Source organism: Companilactobacillus bobalius (assembly GCF_002179915.1).
GTDB lineage: Bacteria > Bacillota > Bacilli > Lactobacillales > Lactobacillaceae > Companilactobacillus > Companilactobacillus bobalius.
In genome coordinates this window covers 238,826-255,273 of sequence record NZ_MYFM01000004.1, presented here as the reverse complement: position 1 = coordinate 255,273, position 16,448 = coordinate 238,826, and the positions used below count along the sequence as shown (strand labels likewise).

The following is a 16,448-nucleotide window of genomic DNA, read 5'->3' as shown; positions in this document are numbered from 1 at the left end:
AAGGGAATCTCATGGCTGAGCCAATTTTCTTGTTGCTCCGGACTAAATCCTACTTTGTTAAGTTCATTGTGAAATCTAAATAATAAATAAGAACGGCCTCTATTAAGAGATTCAAGTATGCATAGCTTGAATACTTAATAGAGGCCGTTCTTTTAATTAAAAATTGTTATCAATGGATGTAACGTTATAACGACTATAATCCTTGATCCATCTGATAAAGATCACGGAAGTGTTGATTATTTTGATAGAGTTCTTTTGGTGAACCTTGCATTTCAATTTCTTTACTATTGATGAAGACAATTTGATCAACATGATTAACACCTTGTAAATGATGTGTGACCCAAATGATGGTCTTGCCATCTAGTACTTTAAAAATGGTCTTTAATAAATCATTTTCGGTAATTGGATCTAATCCAACAGTCGGCTCATCCAGTAAAACGATCGGTGCGTCTTGCAATAGAATACGTGCTAAGGCGATTCTTTCTTGTTCACCACCAGAGAAGTGAGAACCATTTTCGCCGACAATGGTGTTATATTTATCGGGTAATGATTCAACTAAATCCTTTAGTCCAACACGTTCCAAAGCTTTTTTAACTTCAGTGTCAGAACGATTTTCATTACCTAAACGAACATTATTCATCAAGGTAGTATTGAATAGGAATGGTTTCTGATTTAGTACGGAATAGATTTTTTCTCGGTTCTTTTGAATCTTATTAACGTTCATACCATTGATGGTAATTTGTCCCTTTTGAGGTGATAAATCACCGAGAATCAATTGTAAGATGGTTGTTTTACCAATACCACTAGGACCTAAGAGAGCTAATTTTTCGCCACGAGTAATCGTTTGTGAGAAGTTCTTAATTAGGATTGGTGAGTCGGCATCATATTCGAAGTTAACGTTATCCAATTTTAATTCTTGAAAGTCTTCGGGCTTCAAATCGACTTGTTCAGGTAAATGATTTTGAATTGGTTTCAAAGTGTTCAAACGAAGAATGGAATCCTTATAGAGTGGCCATTCCTCAAATCCTTGGCTGACAGGAATAATGGCGTCTGACAGTGGGAAAATGGCTAAAACAACAGCTGAAACAAAGTTAGCTTGTTCTTGATTGTGAGTCATGGTTAAGTTGGTAAAGATTAGGAAACAAACTGCTAAGGCAACGAAAAATAGTTGTAAAGCAAAGTCACGATTGCGTCGGAAAGCTTTGGATTTGTTTTTTGACTTATCCAAGTCACCGATATTTTTAGTAGTTAAATTTTGAAAATCTTTTTTACGACCAGAAATAATCCAGTCATCAACTCCCATAATGTTATCGGTCAACTGAACGTAGAGATCACTTTTAACTTGTTTTTGGTAGGCTCTTCTGGCGCTTTCAATCGTTACAGAAAATAATGGAACTAGAAAAACTTCGATAAATAGTAATAAGAAAACGAAGAAGCCAAAGGACGGATTAAAGATTCCTAAAGCAATTGAAGCGATGATTGTTACCAAGTAAGCTATTACGGCTGGAAAAATAGTTCTTAAATATAAATTTTGTAAGTGGCTGATATCTTCAGACAAAAGTCCCATGATATCACCAGTCTTGTGGTGTTCATTAAAGAAAGAAGCGTCACTTTCAAGGGTTCTATAAAGTCTAGTTCTTAAATCCGAAGTAACTCGTAAAACCCAATTGTGGCTTTTTAGTCTTTCAACGTATTTGAAGACAGGCCGTCCGATACCAAAAGCTCTTGTTAAAAGAATTGGTACGTAAATCAAGAGAATATTGACCGGGTGAGTAGCCGCTTTATCAATTGTGTAACCAGAAGTGAACATTAAAGCTGCAGCGCAGAAAGATGTCAGTAGTCCTAAAAGTAAGGCGGTAATCAAAAGTCCCTTGTACTGCTTGATGTAAGGTTTGACCCAAGTATCATGTTTGAATGTTTTAAAGAAATTCATAGTTGATCACCCCGCATGTTCTTGATTAATTGTGAATAAGCACCGTTATGGTTACTTAACTCGCTAGGAGTACCTTGTTCAGCAATCGTTCCATTATCCATAACGACGACATAATCCATTTCTTTGATCCAGTGCAGACGGTGAGTGGCAAAGATTACCAAATGATTTTGGAATAGTTTTTCCATTGGTTTTTTGAGGGCATATTCAGTTTCGATATCCAGATGGGCCGTTGGTTCATCGAAAATCAAAACGTGACGATCATTAGCCAGAAAGGCACGAGCTAACATAATACGTTGTTGTTGACCACCTGAGATACCACGTCCACCTTCACCAATGAGAGTTTGATAACCATCATTAAGGGTAGCGATGAATTCATCTAAACCGGCATCTGAAGCAGCCTGTTCGATTTCTTCTTGTAAAGCGTCAGGACGGTAAAAAGCAATGTTCTTAGCAATAGAACCGGCGAATAGATAAGGATCTTGTGGCAAAAAGGTTAACTTATTTTGCCAGTTGGCTTGCTTGAAATTAGCGACTTTTTCTTGATTGATTTTAATATCAGCTTTTTCAGGTACGATAAAACCACCAATAGTACGGATTAAAGTCGTTTTACCAGAACCAGATTTACCGATAACACCGATTTTTTGATAACCGTGAAGATTCAATTCATCAATATCTAGACTGACTTCATTTTGACCAGTTCCGTTGTATGAGAATTGTAGGTTTTGAATGTCAACTTGTGAGTCTTGATTCCAATCAAAAGCTTTAAGTTCAGTACTTTCGGATTTACTTGGACGTTCTAGAATTTCAAAAATAGAATTTAAAGCGTTCTTACCATTTAATGTGGCGTGATAGTCTCCAGAGAAATCTCGTAATGGTAAAAAGTATTCAGGAGCCAAGATCAAAGTAACTAAAGCAGGGAAGAGTGGAAAACTGTTGTTAATTAGGCCTAAACCGAGGAAGACGGCTAAAATAGCGATGCCTAATGTAGTTAACCAATCGAGCGCAAAAGTTGATAAGATGGCAATTCTGAGGGTATTCATGGTCCGACGACGATATTCATCACTAACTGTGTAAATATTCTTAGCATAGCGCTTACTTAGACCCAACATTTTTAGAGTTGGTAGACCCCTTAAAGCATCTAAGAAGTGGTTGGAAAGGATTGTATATTGTTTGTATTGAGAATCGGCTTTAGCTTGGGCGGCCAATCCTAAAATAATCATGAAGAGTATTACTAGAGGAACAATAATTGTTAAAGTAATTCCTGAAGCAATATTTTGCATGTAAATATAAATCAATAAAACAGGCGGAATGATGCACATATTCATCATTTTGGTAAAAATCAATTTGAAATAATTTTCAACTAGATCAATTCCATCAAGGGAAGAGGTAACTAAATTACCAGTACCTTCATCAGAAATCATTTCTGGCCCAGCTTCGTAAACCTTGTTTAGCAACTGAGAGCGGATATTCTCAGAAGTTTTACTAGCATAACTTTCAACGATTTTGGTATTAATTAGTGTAAAGAAGTGTCTCAAAATAAAAGCAATTGCAAACAAGATCATCGGATTAATGATGGTCTGTAACGATTTTTGTTCCCACGAATTAACTAGTGCTTCTGCTAAGTACTTACCTTGGAATAAAATAACAAATGCTTGCAAGAGAGTTAATCCTGCAAGCATCAATAGAAGTTTTTTTGTTCCTGGTAAGCGAAATAAACGCTTATCAATCATTAATATTTCACCGCATTTTCCCTTGGATTTATTCTCTTTGTAAATAGAGAGTATGACCAGATGAAGTATATAGCCACAATTGGAACTAAGATACATGCAACAATTGTCATAATTGTTAACGTGTATTGTGAGTTAGCAGCGTTTTTGATTAATATACTGTGTGCTGGATTTGTAGCAATCATGACACGTGGGAATAGTCCATTGAACAATAAGACGATGACCATGCTGAGTGATAAACCACTACCAACAAAGCTCCAGCCTTCTCTATCCTTTAGGACTCCATAGTAACCTAATAGTGAGAACAAAACAATTAGAGCTGTGATGAAAAGAGATGTTCCAAATCTCTTAGTAAAAAAGTCTGTTTGTAAGAATACAAGAACAGCAAAGACAACTTCACCTAAGAAGAGAATTGGATATAGAATTTGATTTAATTTACGAGCACGTTCGCGTAATGGTCCTTCGATTCTTAATCTGATGAAGTTGAGACCGTGAACGAGTGATAGAAGTACACCTGCGACACCACCAACAACAGATAATAGATTGACAACATCGAAGAATTTAGGAAAGGCATCGCCATTGGCATTGATAGGAACACCTTGCACCATACTCAAAAGAATCATACATAGGAAGAATGGTGGGATAATACTACCAGCAAAGAATGCCCACATCCATAGATTTTTACCAGTTCTAGTTTCGGCATGCTTGTGGAATTCAAATGAAACACCACGAAGGATTAAACCAACTAAGACTAATAAGAAGAGAATGTAATAACCTGAGAATAAGGTTGCGTACCAAAGTGGTAGTGAGGCAAACATTGCACCACCAGCAGTTACTAACCAAGTCTCGTTACCGTCCCAATGGGGACCAATAGTTGACATTAAAGCAGCTCTCTCTTGTTCATCTTTAGCTAGAAATCTAGTTGACATTCCAACACCAAAGTCAAAGCCTTCAAGAAAGAGGAAGATTGAAAACAGGAGTCCGATTATGATGAACCATAATGTACTTAGAGTCATTTTCCAAAAGCCTCCCTTGCAAATGGATCAACGTTTTGCTTGGAATCGACTTCTTCATAATATGGACCGTGATGAAGTGTTTGTCTGCAATACCAAACCATAACGCCACCCAAGAGTGTAAATAGTAAGAAGTAAACGATATTACTGAATAATAGACTAGCAACAGTTGAAGTTGGTGAAACAGCTTGAGCAATTGTAAATAGTCCGTAAACAATCCAAGGATAACGACCGAATTCGGTAATAAACCAACCGGCAGAGTTACCGATGAATGGTAGCCAGATAGCAATACCAAGAACAACTAACATCCACTTGTGATTTTCAATTGTATCTTTCTTCTTACGTGAGAAGATCAATCCAACTAGAGCAATCAGCATAATCAAAGCATCAATACCAGTCATAACTCTGAAGCTCCAGAATAAAGTCTTAGGTGGAACGAAGTAGTTCATGTCCTTACCAAATTTTTTATCATATTTAGCATGTAATTCTTTGTTAATGGAATTCATACCCTTAACTGAACCACTGAGTTTATGATAAGCCAAGATACTTAGAACACCTGGAACTTCAATCTTGCCACTTGCCTTATGATCTTTAGCATCGATCAATTCGACAATTGTCCAAGGTGCAGGATCTTTAGTATCTTCGTAAATACCTTCAGTAGCGGCAAATTTCATTGGTTGATCTTTGATGATTTGTTGTGTTTGAAGATCACCAGCGCCGGCTGAAAGAAGCGCAAAAATCAAACTAGCCCATAGGCCAAAACGTAATGAAGTCTTGAAGAAGTGATTTTCATCTTTCTTCTTACGTAAAAGACCCCAAGCACTCATACCTGCAATAACTACAGCAGCAGTCATAAAGGCAGCTAAGATAACGTGTGGGAAGACTTTCCAAAGTTGAGGATTTCTAACCACAGCACCAAAATCAGTTAATTGAATTCGGTGTGTTACGTTGTTAATTTTGAAACCTGTAGGATGTTGCATAAAACTATTGGCAGCTAAGATCCAAATAGCGGAAAGCATGGTACCAATAGATGTCATCCAAATCATAAATGCGTGAACACCTGGTTTGAAACGATCCCAAGTGAACATCCAGATTCCGATGAAGACTGATTCAATGAAGAAAGCAAGAAGAGCTTCAATAGCAAGTGGGGCACCAAATACATCACCCATAAAACGTGAGTATTCAGACCAATTCATACCAAATTGGAACTCTTGAATAATACCGGTAACTATACCAACAGCAAAACTTAGGAGAAAAATCTTTCCCCAGAACTTTGCCATATCTAAATAAACTTTGTCTTTTTTAACGGCGTAAATAGTTTCCATGATAGCGACTAAAAAGCCCATTCCGATTGAAAATGGAACAAAGAAGAAATGGAAGACAGTTGTCATCGCAAATTGAAAACGAGCCAAAGAGACAATGCTTAAACCCAAAGTAAGCATGGTAAAAACCTCCTTAGAACACATAATAAGAACCCTAATATATACAGATTTATCATATGATTAATTAATATTATAAGCAACACATTTGACTTGTGAAAAAACGGTTCCATCGTTGAAAACAGTGACATAAATAAAACAATGAATGAACGATGATTGCTTAAATAAAAATACATATATAAGATAATATCCTAATTAAAATATAGTCCTTTGAAATCGTTTTTATCATCATTATTGGCAAGATATTTTTACGAAAAGATACTTTGTTTTAACATATTACCGTTATAACGATATTGGAATGATTAAATTGCTTAATTAGTAAGACATTGGTTGGCTTTTATTGCAAAGTTCCAAAATAACTCGACAATTTTAGATGTGTTATCGTGCTGTTTCATGAATACCAGTTGACTAGTAATCTTTGGTACAAGCGGCACGACTTTAATATTATCAAAACCTGTAAGATCGAATGATTTGTCCATTACTATTGAAATACCATCGCCTTGATTAAGCATTTCAAGAATCAAATCGATTCTTTGACCGTTATAAGTGACACGTGGACGTAATTGCAGGTTTTGAAAAGCTGAATAAAGAGGATTACTCATGCTTATTGTGTTACTTAAAAGTAATAGTGATTCCCTTTTGAGCATATCGGGGGTGATGTAGTCTTGATCAGCCAAATGATTATTTTTGGGTACTAAAACAACAAGTCTGTCCATCTCACTGACAATTAAATCATAAGAAGGAAAATCATTATCAAAGATTCTCGTAAATACAATATCGACATTTTTTTGATCCAGTGAATGTTCCAATTTATCAACGTTTTCTTCGCTAAACTGTAATCTTATTTTTGGATAACGTTTGGCAAAGTCAGTTATGATATGAAATGCTTGATATTGGGATAAAGAGGGCATGCCTTGAATAACTAATGGACGTTCTTCTAACCAGGCTTCGCTTGCAATTAGTTGGTTTAATTCAGCTTCTTTTTCCAAAACGTTCTTTACTTTAGGCAAAATTAATTTTCCAACTCGAGTTAGTTTGATTTGGCGATGAGCGCGTACAAACAATTTAACGTTCCAATTTTTTTCCAAAATCATGATGTATTTTGAAATTGTTGATTGTGATAAAAACATTCTTTGAGCTGTTAAACTGTAATTTTGTGTCTTTGCCAAATCAAGGAAAACTGCCAATTTTTTAGTATCCACCGTATACTCCTAACTATTATTATTCTGAATAGTTTAACACTAAAACAGAATTGTTCTTTGTTTTGATGGTTATTAGACTTTTACTTGTGATTATATTTTATTAAATGCAAGGAGTCTTTCTATGCCAATCGGGATTATAACGAATGTTTGTGCCATCCTTTTCGGTGGAATTGCTGGAGCCTTAGGCGGTGAAATAATGTCGGATAGTTTTAAAGAAGGTCTTAATATGACTTTCAGTCTCTGTTCGATTTGTATGGGAATTTATGCAATTGCTCCTATGAAAAATTTAGCAGCCGTTGTTTTTGCTGTCATACTTGGAACTAGTTTAGGAATTATTTTTCATTTGGGAAAAGCTATCAATCGTGGTGCCCAAGGAATGCAACATTTCATTTCGAAATTTATTAATGCACCATCAGAGATGGATCAAGTAACTTTTGAGACTACGTTAGTAACTGTGATCGTTCTATTTTGTGCTAGTGGTACAGGAATTTACGGTACCCTTACTGAGGGAATTAATGGTGATGCGACAATTTTGATATCGAAGTCCATTCTTGATTTTTTTGCAGCTGTTATTTTTGGTGCTAATTTAGGTGCAGTGGTTTCACTAATAGCCGTTCCACAGATTATCATTCTAACAATAATATTTTCTCTTGCTAATTTCATTGTTCCATTAACTACGCCTGATATGATTCTTGATTTTAAAGCCACTGGGGGAGTTTTAATGTTAGCCAGTGGTTTTCGGATTACGAAAATTAAAATGTTTCCAACCGCGGATATGATTCCTATCATGATAGTTATTATGCCAATTTCATGGTTATGGACCAATGTTATTGTGCCGTTGATCCATTAATAAAAAGACACCAATTCAGATAAGTGAATTGGTGTCTTTTTATTAATTGTGACGATTACTACGACTTCTTGAGCCAACATTTCCATTATTTCCTGGATTTTGACCATAAGGATTTTGTGGTTGACCTAATTGTTGTTGCCCATTTGGAGTTTGGTTTTGATTGCCAAATCTCTGTTGTAAGTTAGGTCTTGGTTGGTTGAAGTTTTGATTATTTTGAGGTGCATAATTTTGATTATTGAATTGACGTCTGTTGCCGTTCATAGGTTGTTGATTCTGAGATTGTCCAAAATTATTTTGTGGTTGTTGATTATTGCGACCACCATTATTCATTGGTTTATTGGACATTTGATTATTATTCATCGATTGATTTGGAAACTGTTGTTGATTGTTATAACCGTTATTCATAGGTTGTTGAAAATTACCATTACCGTTGAAATTTGCATTAGGATTCTGATTCATCTGGTTTGGAGCTTGTTGATTGAATCCCGGTTGATTCATAGGTTGTTGGTTATATTGTCCCTGATATTGTTGATTAGGATTAGGTTGTTGATTGAAGTTTTGATTATTTTGAGCTTGATAAGGATTATAGCCATAATTTTGTTGATTAAAATTGTTCGGTTGTGCATTATATTGCTCTGGGTTCATTTGATTCATAGGATTTTGATCATATGGATTGTTTCCATACTGATTAGTAGGATCCTCAGGTTCATCTTCAGGAATTGGATGGAGAATCGTATCAACGATAACGATGATCAAATCGATTGCACCAATAATGATACCAACCCAAGCCCAGATTTTTAGAAAACCTGCACCAGGCATGTTGGCATTGAAGAGGCCCATTAGTCCACCAAGAATCAGGATGATAAAGCCTACGATATCAGGAACCATACTATACGTACGGTTAGTTAAGATGTAAATTGCAGCCGAGATAATATAAGTTATTGCCATCAAAATACCAGCGGCACCACCAATGGCACCTGTACCAACTAGAGCAGCAATAAAGCCTTCAAATCCGGACTTAACCATTAGGATAATAGATAGTATAAGCAATAAAATACCGGCAGAAATTTTTGTTATTCTTACCATAAAGAAACCTCCGATTTTACTAACAAATACTATTGTATATCATCCTTTATAAAATGGTTAATAGGACCATATTTATGTCCGACATCAATTTCATTTTTAATAGCATTGTAAGTAAATGTTTTAGCAATTCTGATAGCATCTTCCATACTCTTGCCCTTAGCAATTTCAGCTACGATACATGATGATAGTGTATCACCAGTACCGTTGATATGATCAGTTTTTACAAAGGGTTCAGAGATCCAGAAAGATTCGCCATCTTCTAGTAGAACGTAGTCTTCAACTTCACTGATTGAGTCGTCACTATGTTCACCCTTTATCATAATATTTTTTGGTCCTAAATTGCGTAATTTATGCGCAGCCTTAATAATTTCTTCTTTATTATTCAATTCTAATCCAGAAAGTTTTTTAGCTTCGTAAAAATTAGGAGTAATTAAATCGGCTAATGGGAACAATTCATCGATCAAAGTTTGGTAAGCTTCAGCTTCTAAAAGCATGGCTCCATGTTTTGTGATGATAACTGGATCAAGAACAAAAGCACCAAAAGGCTTATCCTTGATGGCTTCAGCGACAGTGTGAATGATTTCAGAATCAGAAAGCATACCTGTCTTGAAAGCAGAAACTTTAAAATCATCTTTAATATCATTGATTTGGCTATTAATAAACTTGGCTGGCATATTTACGCTATCGTGAATACCGTAAGAGTTACCGGCAACGGCAGCAGTTAAAACTGACATACCATAAACGCCACGAGCCATAAAAGTCTTTAGATCAGCTTGTGCACCGGCACTACCGTCAGAGTCAGAACCAGCAATAGTTAGTACTTGAATAAATTTATTCAATGTTAGTCACCCACCTAATTAATTGTTTCCTTTATATTAACAGAAAGCGTGAATTTGTGAGGGGGATTTATCATATTTCCCTTGACCTTGACGTAACGTAATCCCTTAAAATCGAAATTGTTAGGAGATTTATTTATGAAATATACAATAAAAAAATTAGCACAATTGGCTGGTGTGAGTACGCGTACATTAAGATATTATGATCAAATTGGTTTGTTGAAACCCAGTGAAGTTAATGAAAAGAATTATAGAATTTATGATAAAAAAAACGTAAATAAATTGCAACAGATTCTCTTTTACAGGGCTCTTGACTTCCCATTAGATCAAATCAAACGACTAATCAATGATCCTGATTTTTCACGACTACAAGCTTTAAAAGAGCAACAAAAACTTTTAAAAGCTAAGCGCGATGAGTTGGATGATCTCCTAACAAATATCAATATGACTATTAAGAGTTTCCAAGGAGAAATTAAAATGACTGATACTGAGAAATTCAATACTTTCAAACAGATAAAAATAAAGGAAAATGAGCAAAAATTTGGTCAAGAAATTCGTAAGGATTACGGTGAAGAAGTCATTAATACTTCTAATGATAAGTTTGCTAAGTTGAGTGAAGAAAAATATCAAGCTATGAATAACTTAGAGATAGAATTGATTCAGAATTTAGTTGAATTGAAAAAACATCCAGACTTGAATTCAGATTTGGCTAAAAAGATTTTTGAAGAACATAAGCAATGGTTAACTTATACGTGGCCTAAATATAATGAGAAAATGCATCGAGGATTAGTTGACCTGTATGTAGAAGATAAACGGTTTGCTAAATATTATGACGATAAGGCTAATACTGAGGTTGTCCAATTGTTACGGGATGTCATTTATAAGTACACCAAATAGATATAACGGCGTTATATAAAAAGAACAAATCATCAAATGATTTGCTCTTTTTTCATTAAATATTATTTGCTGCATTTTTATCAACTAAGTCACGATAGAAGTTAGCCATAGTCAATTTGTAGTATGGATAGATCCAGATGAAACCAATACCCAATGTGATACTACCTAGAATCCACCATCCTAAGAAACTAAGTTGCATTACGAAGTAACGACCTTTATTACCAACCATTAATCGACGACTACGAGTAATGTAATCAGTTAATGTAAGCCCATCAGCTTCACCACGATCATTGAGATCTTTATAGATAAAGTAAGTTTGAGAGTATGCCATCATCTTGATAATACCAGGAACAATTAATAATAAGGTCCATAAGAATGAAAAAATACCTACGAGAATATAGATTAAAATTAGTTTCCACCAATCAGGACTTCTGAAATAGGTGAAATTACTTTTGATGGGTTGAAAATCTAGTTGAGGATCTTCAATCCAATCTAATCCTCTGAAAGCACTCGATAGTGAGATTAATAAAACAACTAAACTGATAATGTAAGAAGTTAAACTGGTTGAGAGTAAACTTGAAAAAGCACCACCATTGTTATAAACAGCATCTTTCATGGCATCAGTTGAGTTAGAACGGCTGACATTAATGTTAATGATCATAACAATGACCGGAATTAAGTAAAGTTGAACTGCTCTGGACCAATTACCCTGTAAAAGTGATTTTACTTCAGTTTTTAATTCATACCTTGTTTTATACCTTTGCATATATTTATATCCTCCTAAAAAATTAATCATACATTAATTATGAAAAAATCGAAACTAATTAAGAATGGATATTGTTACTATTTCAAAATCATTTTCGTTTATAATAAAGCCAATAGACCGTATAAAGGAGAAGATTTTATGATTGGATTTATTGGAGCCGGTAGTATCGGTGGAGCCGTTATAACGGGCTTTATTAAAAATGGGTTTAATGCGGATGAAATAATTGTTAAAGGTGGTCATTCTAACCATGCCAACCTTTTAGGTGAACAGTTGGGATTCCAAGTAGTTAAAAAAGTTAAACAATTAGAAGATACTGATGTTATTTTCATTGCCGTTGGAGCTAATGCTTTGGACGGTGTTTTGAAAGAACTAAAAGAGATTGTAGCAGGCAAATTGGTTGTAGCTTTCACCGGTAGTGCTACAATTTCTCATTTGAAACAGGTATTAGGTGATGCCAAGGTTGCTCATGCCATTCCTAATACTCCGGTTAAAGTTGGAGCAGGGTTTACTGGAATCACTTACTCAAACGATTTTGAGGACGCTGATAAGAAGAAAGTTGCTTCAATCATGGGATATACAGGTCAATTAGTTGAAGTCCCTGAAAATCAACTAGGAATTCTCGGAACAGTTGCTGGTTGTTCACCAGCCTTCTTGGATGTCTTCATCGAAGCTTTGAGTGATGCAGGTGTAAAGCATGGTTTAAATCGTAAGTTGGCTTATGATGCTGCTATCGGTATGGCTATTGGTGCTAGTAAGTTAGCTAAACAATCAGAACTAAATGTTTCTGCCTTGAAAGATGAGGTTACTTCACCAGGTGGCTCAACAATTCGCGGTGTGGCTGCGCTAGAAGAATATGGTTTTAGAAATGCTGTTATTAAAGCTGTTGATGCAGCCGAAGAGTAATTGATCCAATAATCAAAAAATCCGATTAGTTCAGATATATTTTTAATATCTGGTCAAATCGGATTTTTTTTGTAGAGAAATAATTATTTCAGAATAGTTATTTTTTTGTTCTTTACAGTGTAATCAGGTAAAATTAAGAAAATCAAAATAGGACGTGAAGACATTTGCAAAAAAGAAAAGCTTATCGCACAGCAATTTTAGGAATCTTAATGGCGATTATTCTTGTGCAATCAATGGTGCCTTTTTTAGGTTTCATACCAACCGGTTTTATTAATATAACGATTATCCATATTACTGTTATCGTAGCTGCTATTGTTTTGGGACCTAAAGATGGAGCAATTGTAGGTCTAGTCTGGGGAATTGGAACGATTATCCGTGCTTTCACTAATCCAACTTCAATTATTGATACAACAGTTTTTACTAATCCAGTTGTGGCCGTTTTGCCCAGAGTAGCTGTCGGATTGGTTGCTGGGTGGATCTATTTGTGGTTCAAACATCATACAAGTAAAAAAGTTTTAGGGATGGCCATAGCTTCCGGAGTTGGTTCTTTAGTTAACACCGGCCTAGTATTAGGATTGATGCGTTTGATGTATGCAAGTACTATGGCACAAGCCTATGCTACTCAAACTGACCTTTTGAATAAGTTATTGTTAGTAATTGTTGGAACCAATGGTGTTCCAGAAATGATTGCGGCTATCATTATTGCCCCAGCTATTTCTAGTGCTATATTGAAAACTAATAAATTTTTGGATAATTAATAATATATAAAAACGGCCTCTATATAAGGGATTCAAGTAAAGAATATATCTTGAATGCTTAATTGAGGCCGTTTTTTGATTAAAATCTTTTTTATGTTTTCAAATTATTTGTTGCTTGTAGCTGCCATGCGTTCTTTATGAGCTTGAACGATTTTATCTGCAATGGCACGGGCAACATTTTCGTTCTTTAAAATTGGTCCGTGTGAGTAACTGCCAATAACATTCTTGTAACGCATACCTTCTTGTTTGTCATCAGGATTGTTACCATAGCCTTGGATCATTGTTCCGAAAGGTTTAAGCATTTTCTTATCATCGAAGTAAGTACGGCCACTATGGTTCTCAAAAGCCTTTACAGTGCCCCATTCAGTCTTATACTCAGTATCACCGATCATACGACTGTCGGCTTTGAAAACTGTGTGTAGGGGTAGGACATCGAGACATTGGATGGTTTTGCCACCACTTGTTTCATAGTACTTTCCGAGAAACTGGTAACCACCACAGATGCAAAGCATTGGCTTGTCATCTTCAATATAATCTTTGATAGTTTGACGATGTCTTTGTAAGTCAGTTGCGACAACTGATTGTTCGAAATCTTGACCACCACCAAAGAAAAGGAAGTCATAATCAAAGGCGTTAAAGTCCATATCCAAACTGATGTTATCAACTTGAGTATCATAACCTTGTTCTTTAAGAAGAAAGCTGAGAATTTTAACATCTCCACTGTCTCCGTAAGTATTCATTAAATCTTCGTATAAGTAAGCAATTTTAATAGTTTCAGACATAATTTCTCCAATTTAGATTAGAAACATTGTAATTTAGTTAAATAATTGTAATATAGTTTAGTAACGAGGTGATGGAATTGACAAAAGAAATCAATAAAGAGATTTTAGCAGATTTTAACAAGAACTTAAATCAAGATGCAAGTAATAATGTTTTGAAAAATTCTGTAGCACAGGTTGGAATTTACAAAGCTTCAGAAGATCCAGAAGTAAAAACGAAGTTGAATCCTTCATTTAATATTATGGTCAACTCAGGGAAGGTCTCTAACCAGAAGCAATCCGGACGTTGCTGGCTATTTGCTGCACTTAATACTTTGAGAACCGAATTTGCTTTACGAAACAATATGAAAGATTTTGAATTGTCTCAAAATTATTTATCATTTTGGGATCGACTAGAAAAATCTAATGCCTTTTATCAAGAGGTTCTAGAATCAGCCGATTTACCAATTGAAGATCGTCAGGTAAATGATGTTTTCAGTGGTCCTAATGGTGATGGTGGTTTTTGGAGCTCTGCTGCTAACTTGATTAGTAAGTATGGTGTAGTGCCTAACTACGTTATGCCAGAAACAGCTGTTTCAGAAAATACACGTGAATTCGACGCCGTCCTTAATAAATTATTGCGCAAAAATGGAATTGAACTACGCCAATTAGTTAAGGATGGAGCTGCTCAAGCAGATATTGATAAACGCGTCAACGAAATGTTGTCAGAAATTTACAAGATTTGTGTATACTCATTCGGCTTGCCACCAAAGAGTTTTGAACTATCATTGCAAACTGATAATGATAAGTTGATTGAAGAAGAAAATATCACACCAAAACAATTCTTTAATAACTACTTTACAACTAACTTGGATGATTTTGTGACAATTGAGAATTCTCCTCAAAAGAGTAAGAAATATCATCAAGTTTATTCAATTAAGAACCAAAATAACGTTATTGGCGGTAAAGAGCATGTCTTCTTGAACTTACCGATGGAACGTCTTGAAGAATTAACTATTCAACAATTGAAGAATAATCAATTGGTTTGGTTCGGTAATGATGTTTTGAAGCAATCAGACCGTAAGAATGGTTACTTATTGGGTGATCTTTATCAATATGACGAATTGTTCGGCATGGATAGTCAAATTGAAAAGGGACTCGCTCTTGACTATGGAGAAGCTGAAGTTTCTCACGCAATGACCATCACCGGTGTTAACATTTTGCATGGTCAACCTAACCGTTGGAAAGTTGAAAATTCTTGGGGTGAAGATAACGGAGTTCATGGTTATTATTTGATGGATGAAAAATGGTTCAAAGATAATACTTATGAAGTCGTTATTAATAAGAAATATTTAAACGATGAAGAATTAGCTGAACTTGATCAAGAACCAGTTGTTCTACCTTCATGGGATGCATTATCGTAAAAAATAAAACAAGCTAAAATAGCCTCAATAACTCAAAACCGAGTTATTGAGGCTATTATTTTTTAACATAATTAAACCATTGCTGGTTTTCCATAAAGGTATCCTTGTTGAATATCGATACCATATTTTTTAGCTAAAATTTGATCCTTATAATCTTCGACACCTTCGATTACCATATCTAAGCAATACTTTTCGGCCTGTTTAACCCAAAAATCAAGATACTTAGGGATTAGTTCGGCGTGACCACTCATGCGAAAATTTTGCATTGCAAACTTGATTCGATCAACATAGGGTAATGCCTGTTTAACATTTTCATAAGTATTAGAGCCAGTCCCGACATCGTCGATAACTAAAGAGATACTATTTTGATGTAATAGTGAACTCAATTTTTTAACTTTATCTAAGGGAACAGCTTCAGTTAGTTCAATTGTGAGTGAAACAGGAGCAATTCTTTTCTTTAAAGAAATAATCTCATCAATTGTTGTTGGATCATTAGTTTGATCATGATTTAAATTGAAGGAAATCATCCGATCATCTTTGCCAGTATTTTTCTCCAAAGATTTAACAGTTTCTTCGAGCAACTTAGTTTGTCGTTCAATCGAAAGTTCCGTAAAGTCCTCTGGTAAATGCCAAGAACCATTGTCTTCTTTACGCAAAAGAACCTCGTAACCGAAAATTGAATCATCATCTTTGTTTATCTGTGGCTGAACAAAAAAACTATATTTCGTAATCCTTTCCTCCTTTATTTAAATTTAATTGAATTTATCATCTATCGAACTATTTTATGACTTTTCAAAAATTAAGGCAATTAATCAGCTAGGTTGTTTAATTGCATAACGCCGTTATGAAATAAAAG

Annotated in this window: 15 protein-coding genes; 5 read left to right on the top strand and 10 right to left on the bottom strand. The window is 35.1% G+C overall.

Features of this window, described 5'->3' with window-relative positions; genetic code table 11:
- Positions 1-193 precede the first annotated feature (193 nt).
- The 5 genes from cydC to LKACC16343_RS07825 all read right to left on the bottom strand — a co-directional run bounded on the left by cydC (position 194) and on the right by LKACC16343_RS07825 (position 7,314).
- The gene (gene cydC / locus LKACC16343_RS07845; RefSeq protein ID WP_056955091.1) at positions 194-1,933 is read right to left on the bottom strand and encodes a thiol reductant ABC exporter subunit CydC; all 1,740 of its coding nucleotides are present in this window, start codon (positions 1,931-1,933) and stop codon (positions 194-196) included.
- Positions 1,930-3,663, bottom strand: coding sequence for a thiol reductant ABC exporter subunit CydD (cydD, locus tag LKACC16343_RS07840; RefSeq protein ID WP_056955089.1), 1,734 nt, complete (start codon positions 3,661-3,663; stop codon positions 1,930-1,932). The genes cydC and cydD overlap by 4 nt, the downstream gene beginning before the upstream one ends.
- A complete protein-coding gene (gene cydB / locus LKACC16343_RS07835) occupies positions 3,663-4,676 on the bottom strand; it encodes a cytochrome d ubiquinol oxidase subunit II (protein WP_054642718.1) in 1,014 nt (337 codons plus the stop codon). The genes cydD and cydB overlap by 1 nt, the downstream gene beginning before the upstream one ends.
- Positions 4,673-6,115 (bottom strand): cytochrome ubiquinol oxidase subunit I, encoded by a 1,443-nt coding sequence (locus LKACC16343_RS07830; RefSeq protein ID WP_056955087.1) that lies wholly within the window; start codon positions 6,113-6,115, stop codon positions 4,673-4,675. Before LKACC16343_RS07830 ends, cydB begins: the two co-directional genes overlap by 4 nt.
- Before the next feature lie 308 nt (positions 6,116-6,423).
- A complete protein-coding gene (locus LKACC16343_RS07825; protein WP_056955085.1) occupies positions 6,424-7,314 on the bottom strand; it encodes a LysR family transcriptional regulator in 891 nt (296 codons plus the stop codon).
- Positions 7,315-7,435: 121 nt separating this feature from the next.
- Between LKACC16343_RS07825 and LKACC16343_RS07820 the strand changes: the two genes are divergently transcribed.
- On the top strand, positions 7,436-8,164 hold the full coding sequence (locus LKACC16343_RS07820; protein WP_056955083.1) for a DUF554 domain-containing protein: 729 nt from the start codon (positions 7,436-7,438) through the stop codon (positions 8,162-8,164).
- A gap of 42 nt (positions 8,165-8,206) precedes the next feature.
- Here LKACC16343_RS07820 and LKACC16343_RS07815 read toward each other — a convergent pair whose 3' ends face one another.
- Together LKACC16343_RS07815 and thiD are read right to left on the bottom strand one after the other, a co-directional pair.
- Entirely contained in the window at positions 8,207-9,250 is a 1,044-nt protein-coding gene (locus tag LKACC16343_RS07815) for a hypothetical protein (RefSeq protein ID WP_056955081.1), read from the bottom strand.
- Between the two features lie 29 nt (positions 9,251-9,279).
- Positions 9,280-10,089, bottom strand: a complete 810-nt coding sequence (gene thiD, locus LKACC16343_RS07810; protein WP_056955079.1) for a bifunctional hydroxymethylpyrimidine kinase/phosphomethylpyrimidine kinase — start codon at positions 10,087-10,089, stop codon at positions 9,280-9,282.
- A 135-nt stretch (positions 10,090-10,224) separates the two neighbouring features.
- On the opposite strand from thiD, the gene LKACC16343_RS07805 reads away from it, so the two are divergent.
- Positions 10,225-10,983 carry a MerR family transcriptional regulator gene (locus LKACC16343_RS07805; RefSeq protein ID WP_056955076.1) on the top strand — a complete coding sequence of 253 codons (759 nt, stop codon included), beginning with the start codon at positions 10,225-10,227 and terminating at the stop codon, positions 10,981-10,983.
- A 55-nt stretch (positions 10,984-11,038) separates the two neighbouring features.
- Here the strand turns inward: LKACC16343_RS07805 and LKACC16343_RS07800 are convergent, their stop codons facing one another.
- Positions 11,039-11,749 carry a DUF975 family protein gene (locus LKACC16343_RS07800; protein ID WP_056955074.1) on the bottom strand — a complete coding sequence of 237 codons (711 nt, stop codon included), beginning with the start codon at positions 11,747-11,749 and terminating at the stop codon, positions 11,039-11,041.
- Positions 11,750-11,887: 138 nt separating this feature from the next.
- Between LKACC16343_RS07800 and proC the strand changes: the two genes are divergently transcribed.
- Both proC and LKACC16343_RS07790 read left to right on the top strand, forming a co-directional pair.
- Positions 11,888-12,652, top strand: a complete 765-nt coding sequence (proC, locus tag LKACC16343_RS07795) for a pyrroline-5-carboxylate reductase (protein WP_056955073.1) — start codon at positions 11,888-11,890, stop codon at positions 12,650-12,652.
- A 164-nt stretch (positions 12,653-12,816) separates the two neighbouring features.
- A complete protein-coding gene (locus LKACC16343_RS07790; protein ID WP_082604615.1) occupies positions 12,817-13,410 on the top strand; it encodes an ECF transporter S component in 594 nt (197 codons plus the stop codon).
- A gap of 104 nt (positions 13,411-13,514) precedes the next feature.
- On the opposite strand, the gene LKACC16343_RS07785 is transcribed toward LKACC16343_RS07790, so the two are convergent.
- Entirely contained in the window at positions 13,515-14,192 is a 678-nt protein-coding gene (locus tag LKACC16343_RS07785; RefSeq protein WP_056955071.1) for a type 1 glutamine amidotransferase, read from the bottom strand.
- Between the two features lie 77 nt (positions 14,193-14,269).
- Between LKACC16343_RS07785 and LKACC16343_RS07780 the strand changes: the two genes are divergently transcribed.
- Positions 14,270-15,592 (top strand): C1 family peptidase, encoded by a 1,323-nt coding sequence (locus LKACC16343_RS07780; RefSeq protein ID WP_056955204.1) that lies wholly within the window; start codon positions 14,270-14,272, stop codon positions 15,590-15,592.
- Positions 15,593-15,663: 71 nt separating this feature from the next.
- Here LKACC16343_RS07780 and LKACC16343_RS07775 read toward each other — a convergent pair whose 3' ends face one another.
- Positions 15,664-16,323: an EAL domain-containing protein gene (locus tag LKACC16343_RS07775; RefSeq protein WP_056955069.1), complete on the bottom strand. Its 660-nt coding sequence runs from the start codon at positions 16,321-16,323 to the stop codon at positions 15,664-15,666.
- Positions 16,324-16,448 lie beyond the last annotated feature (125 nt).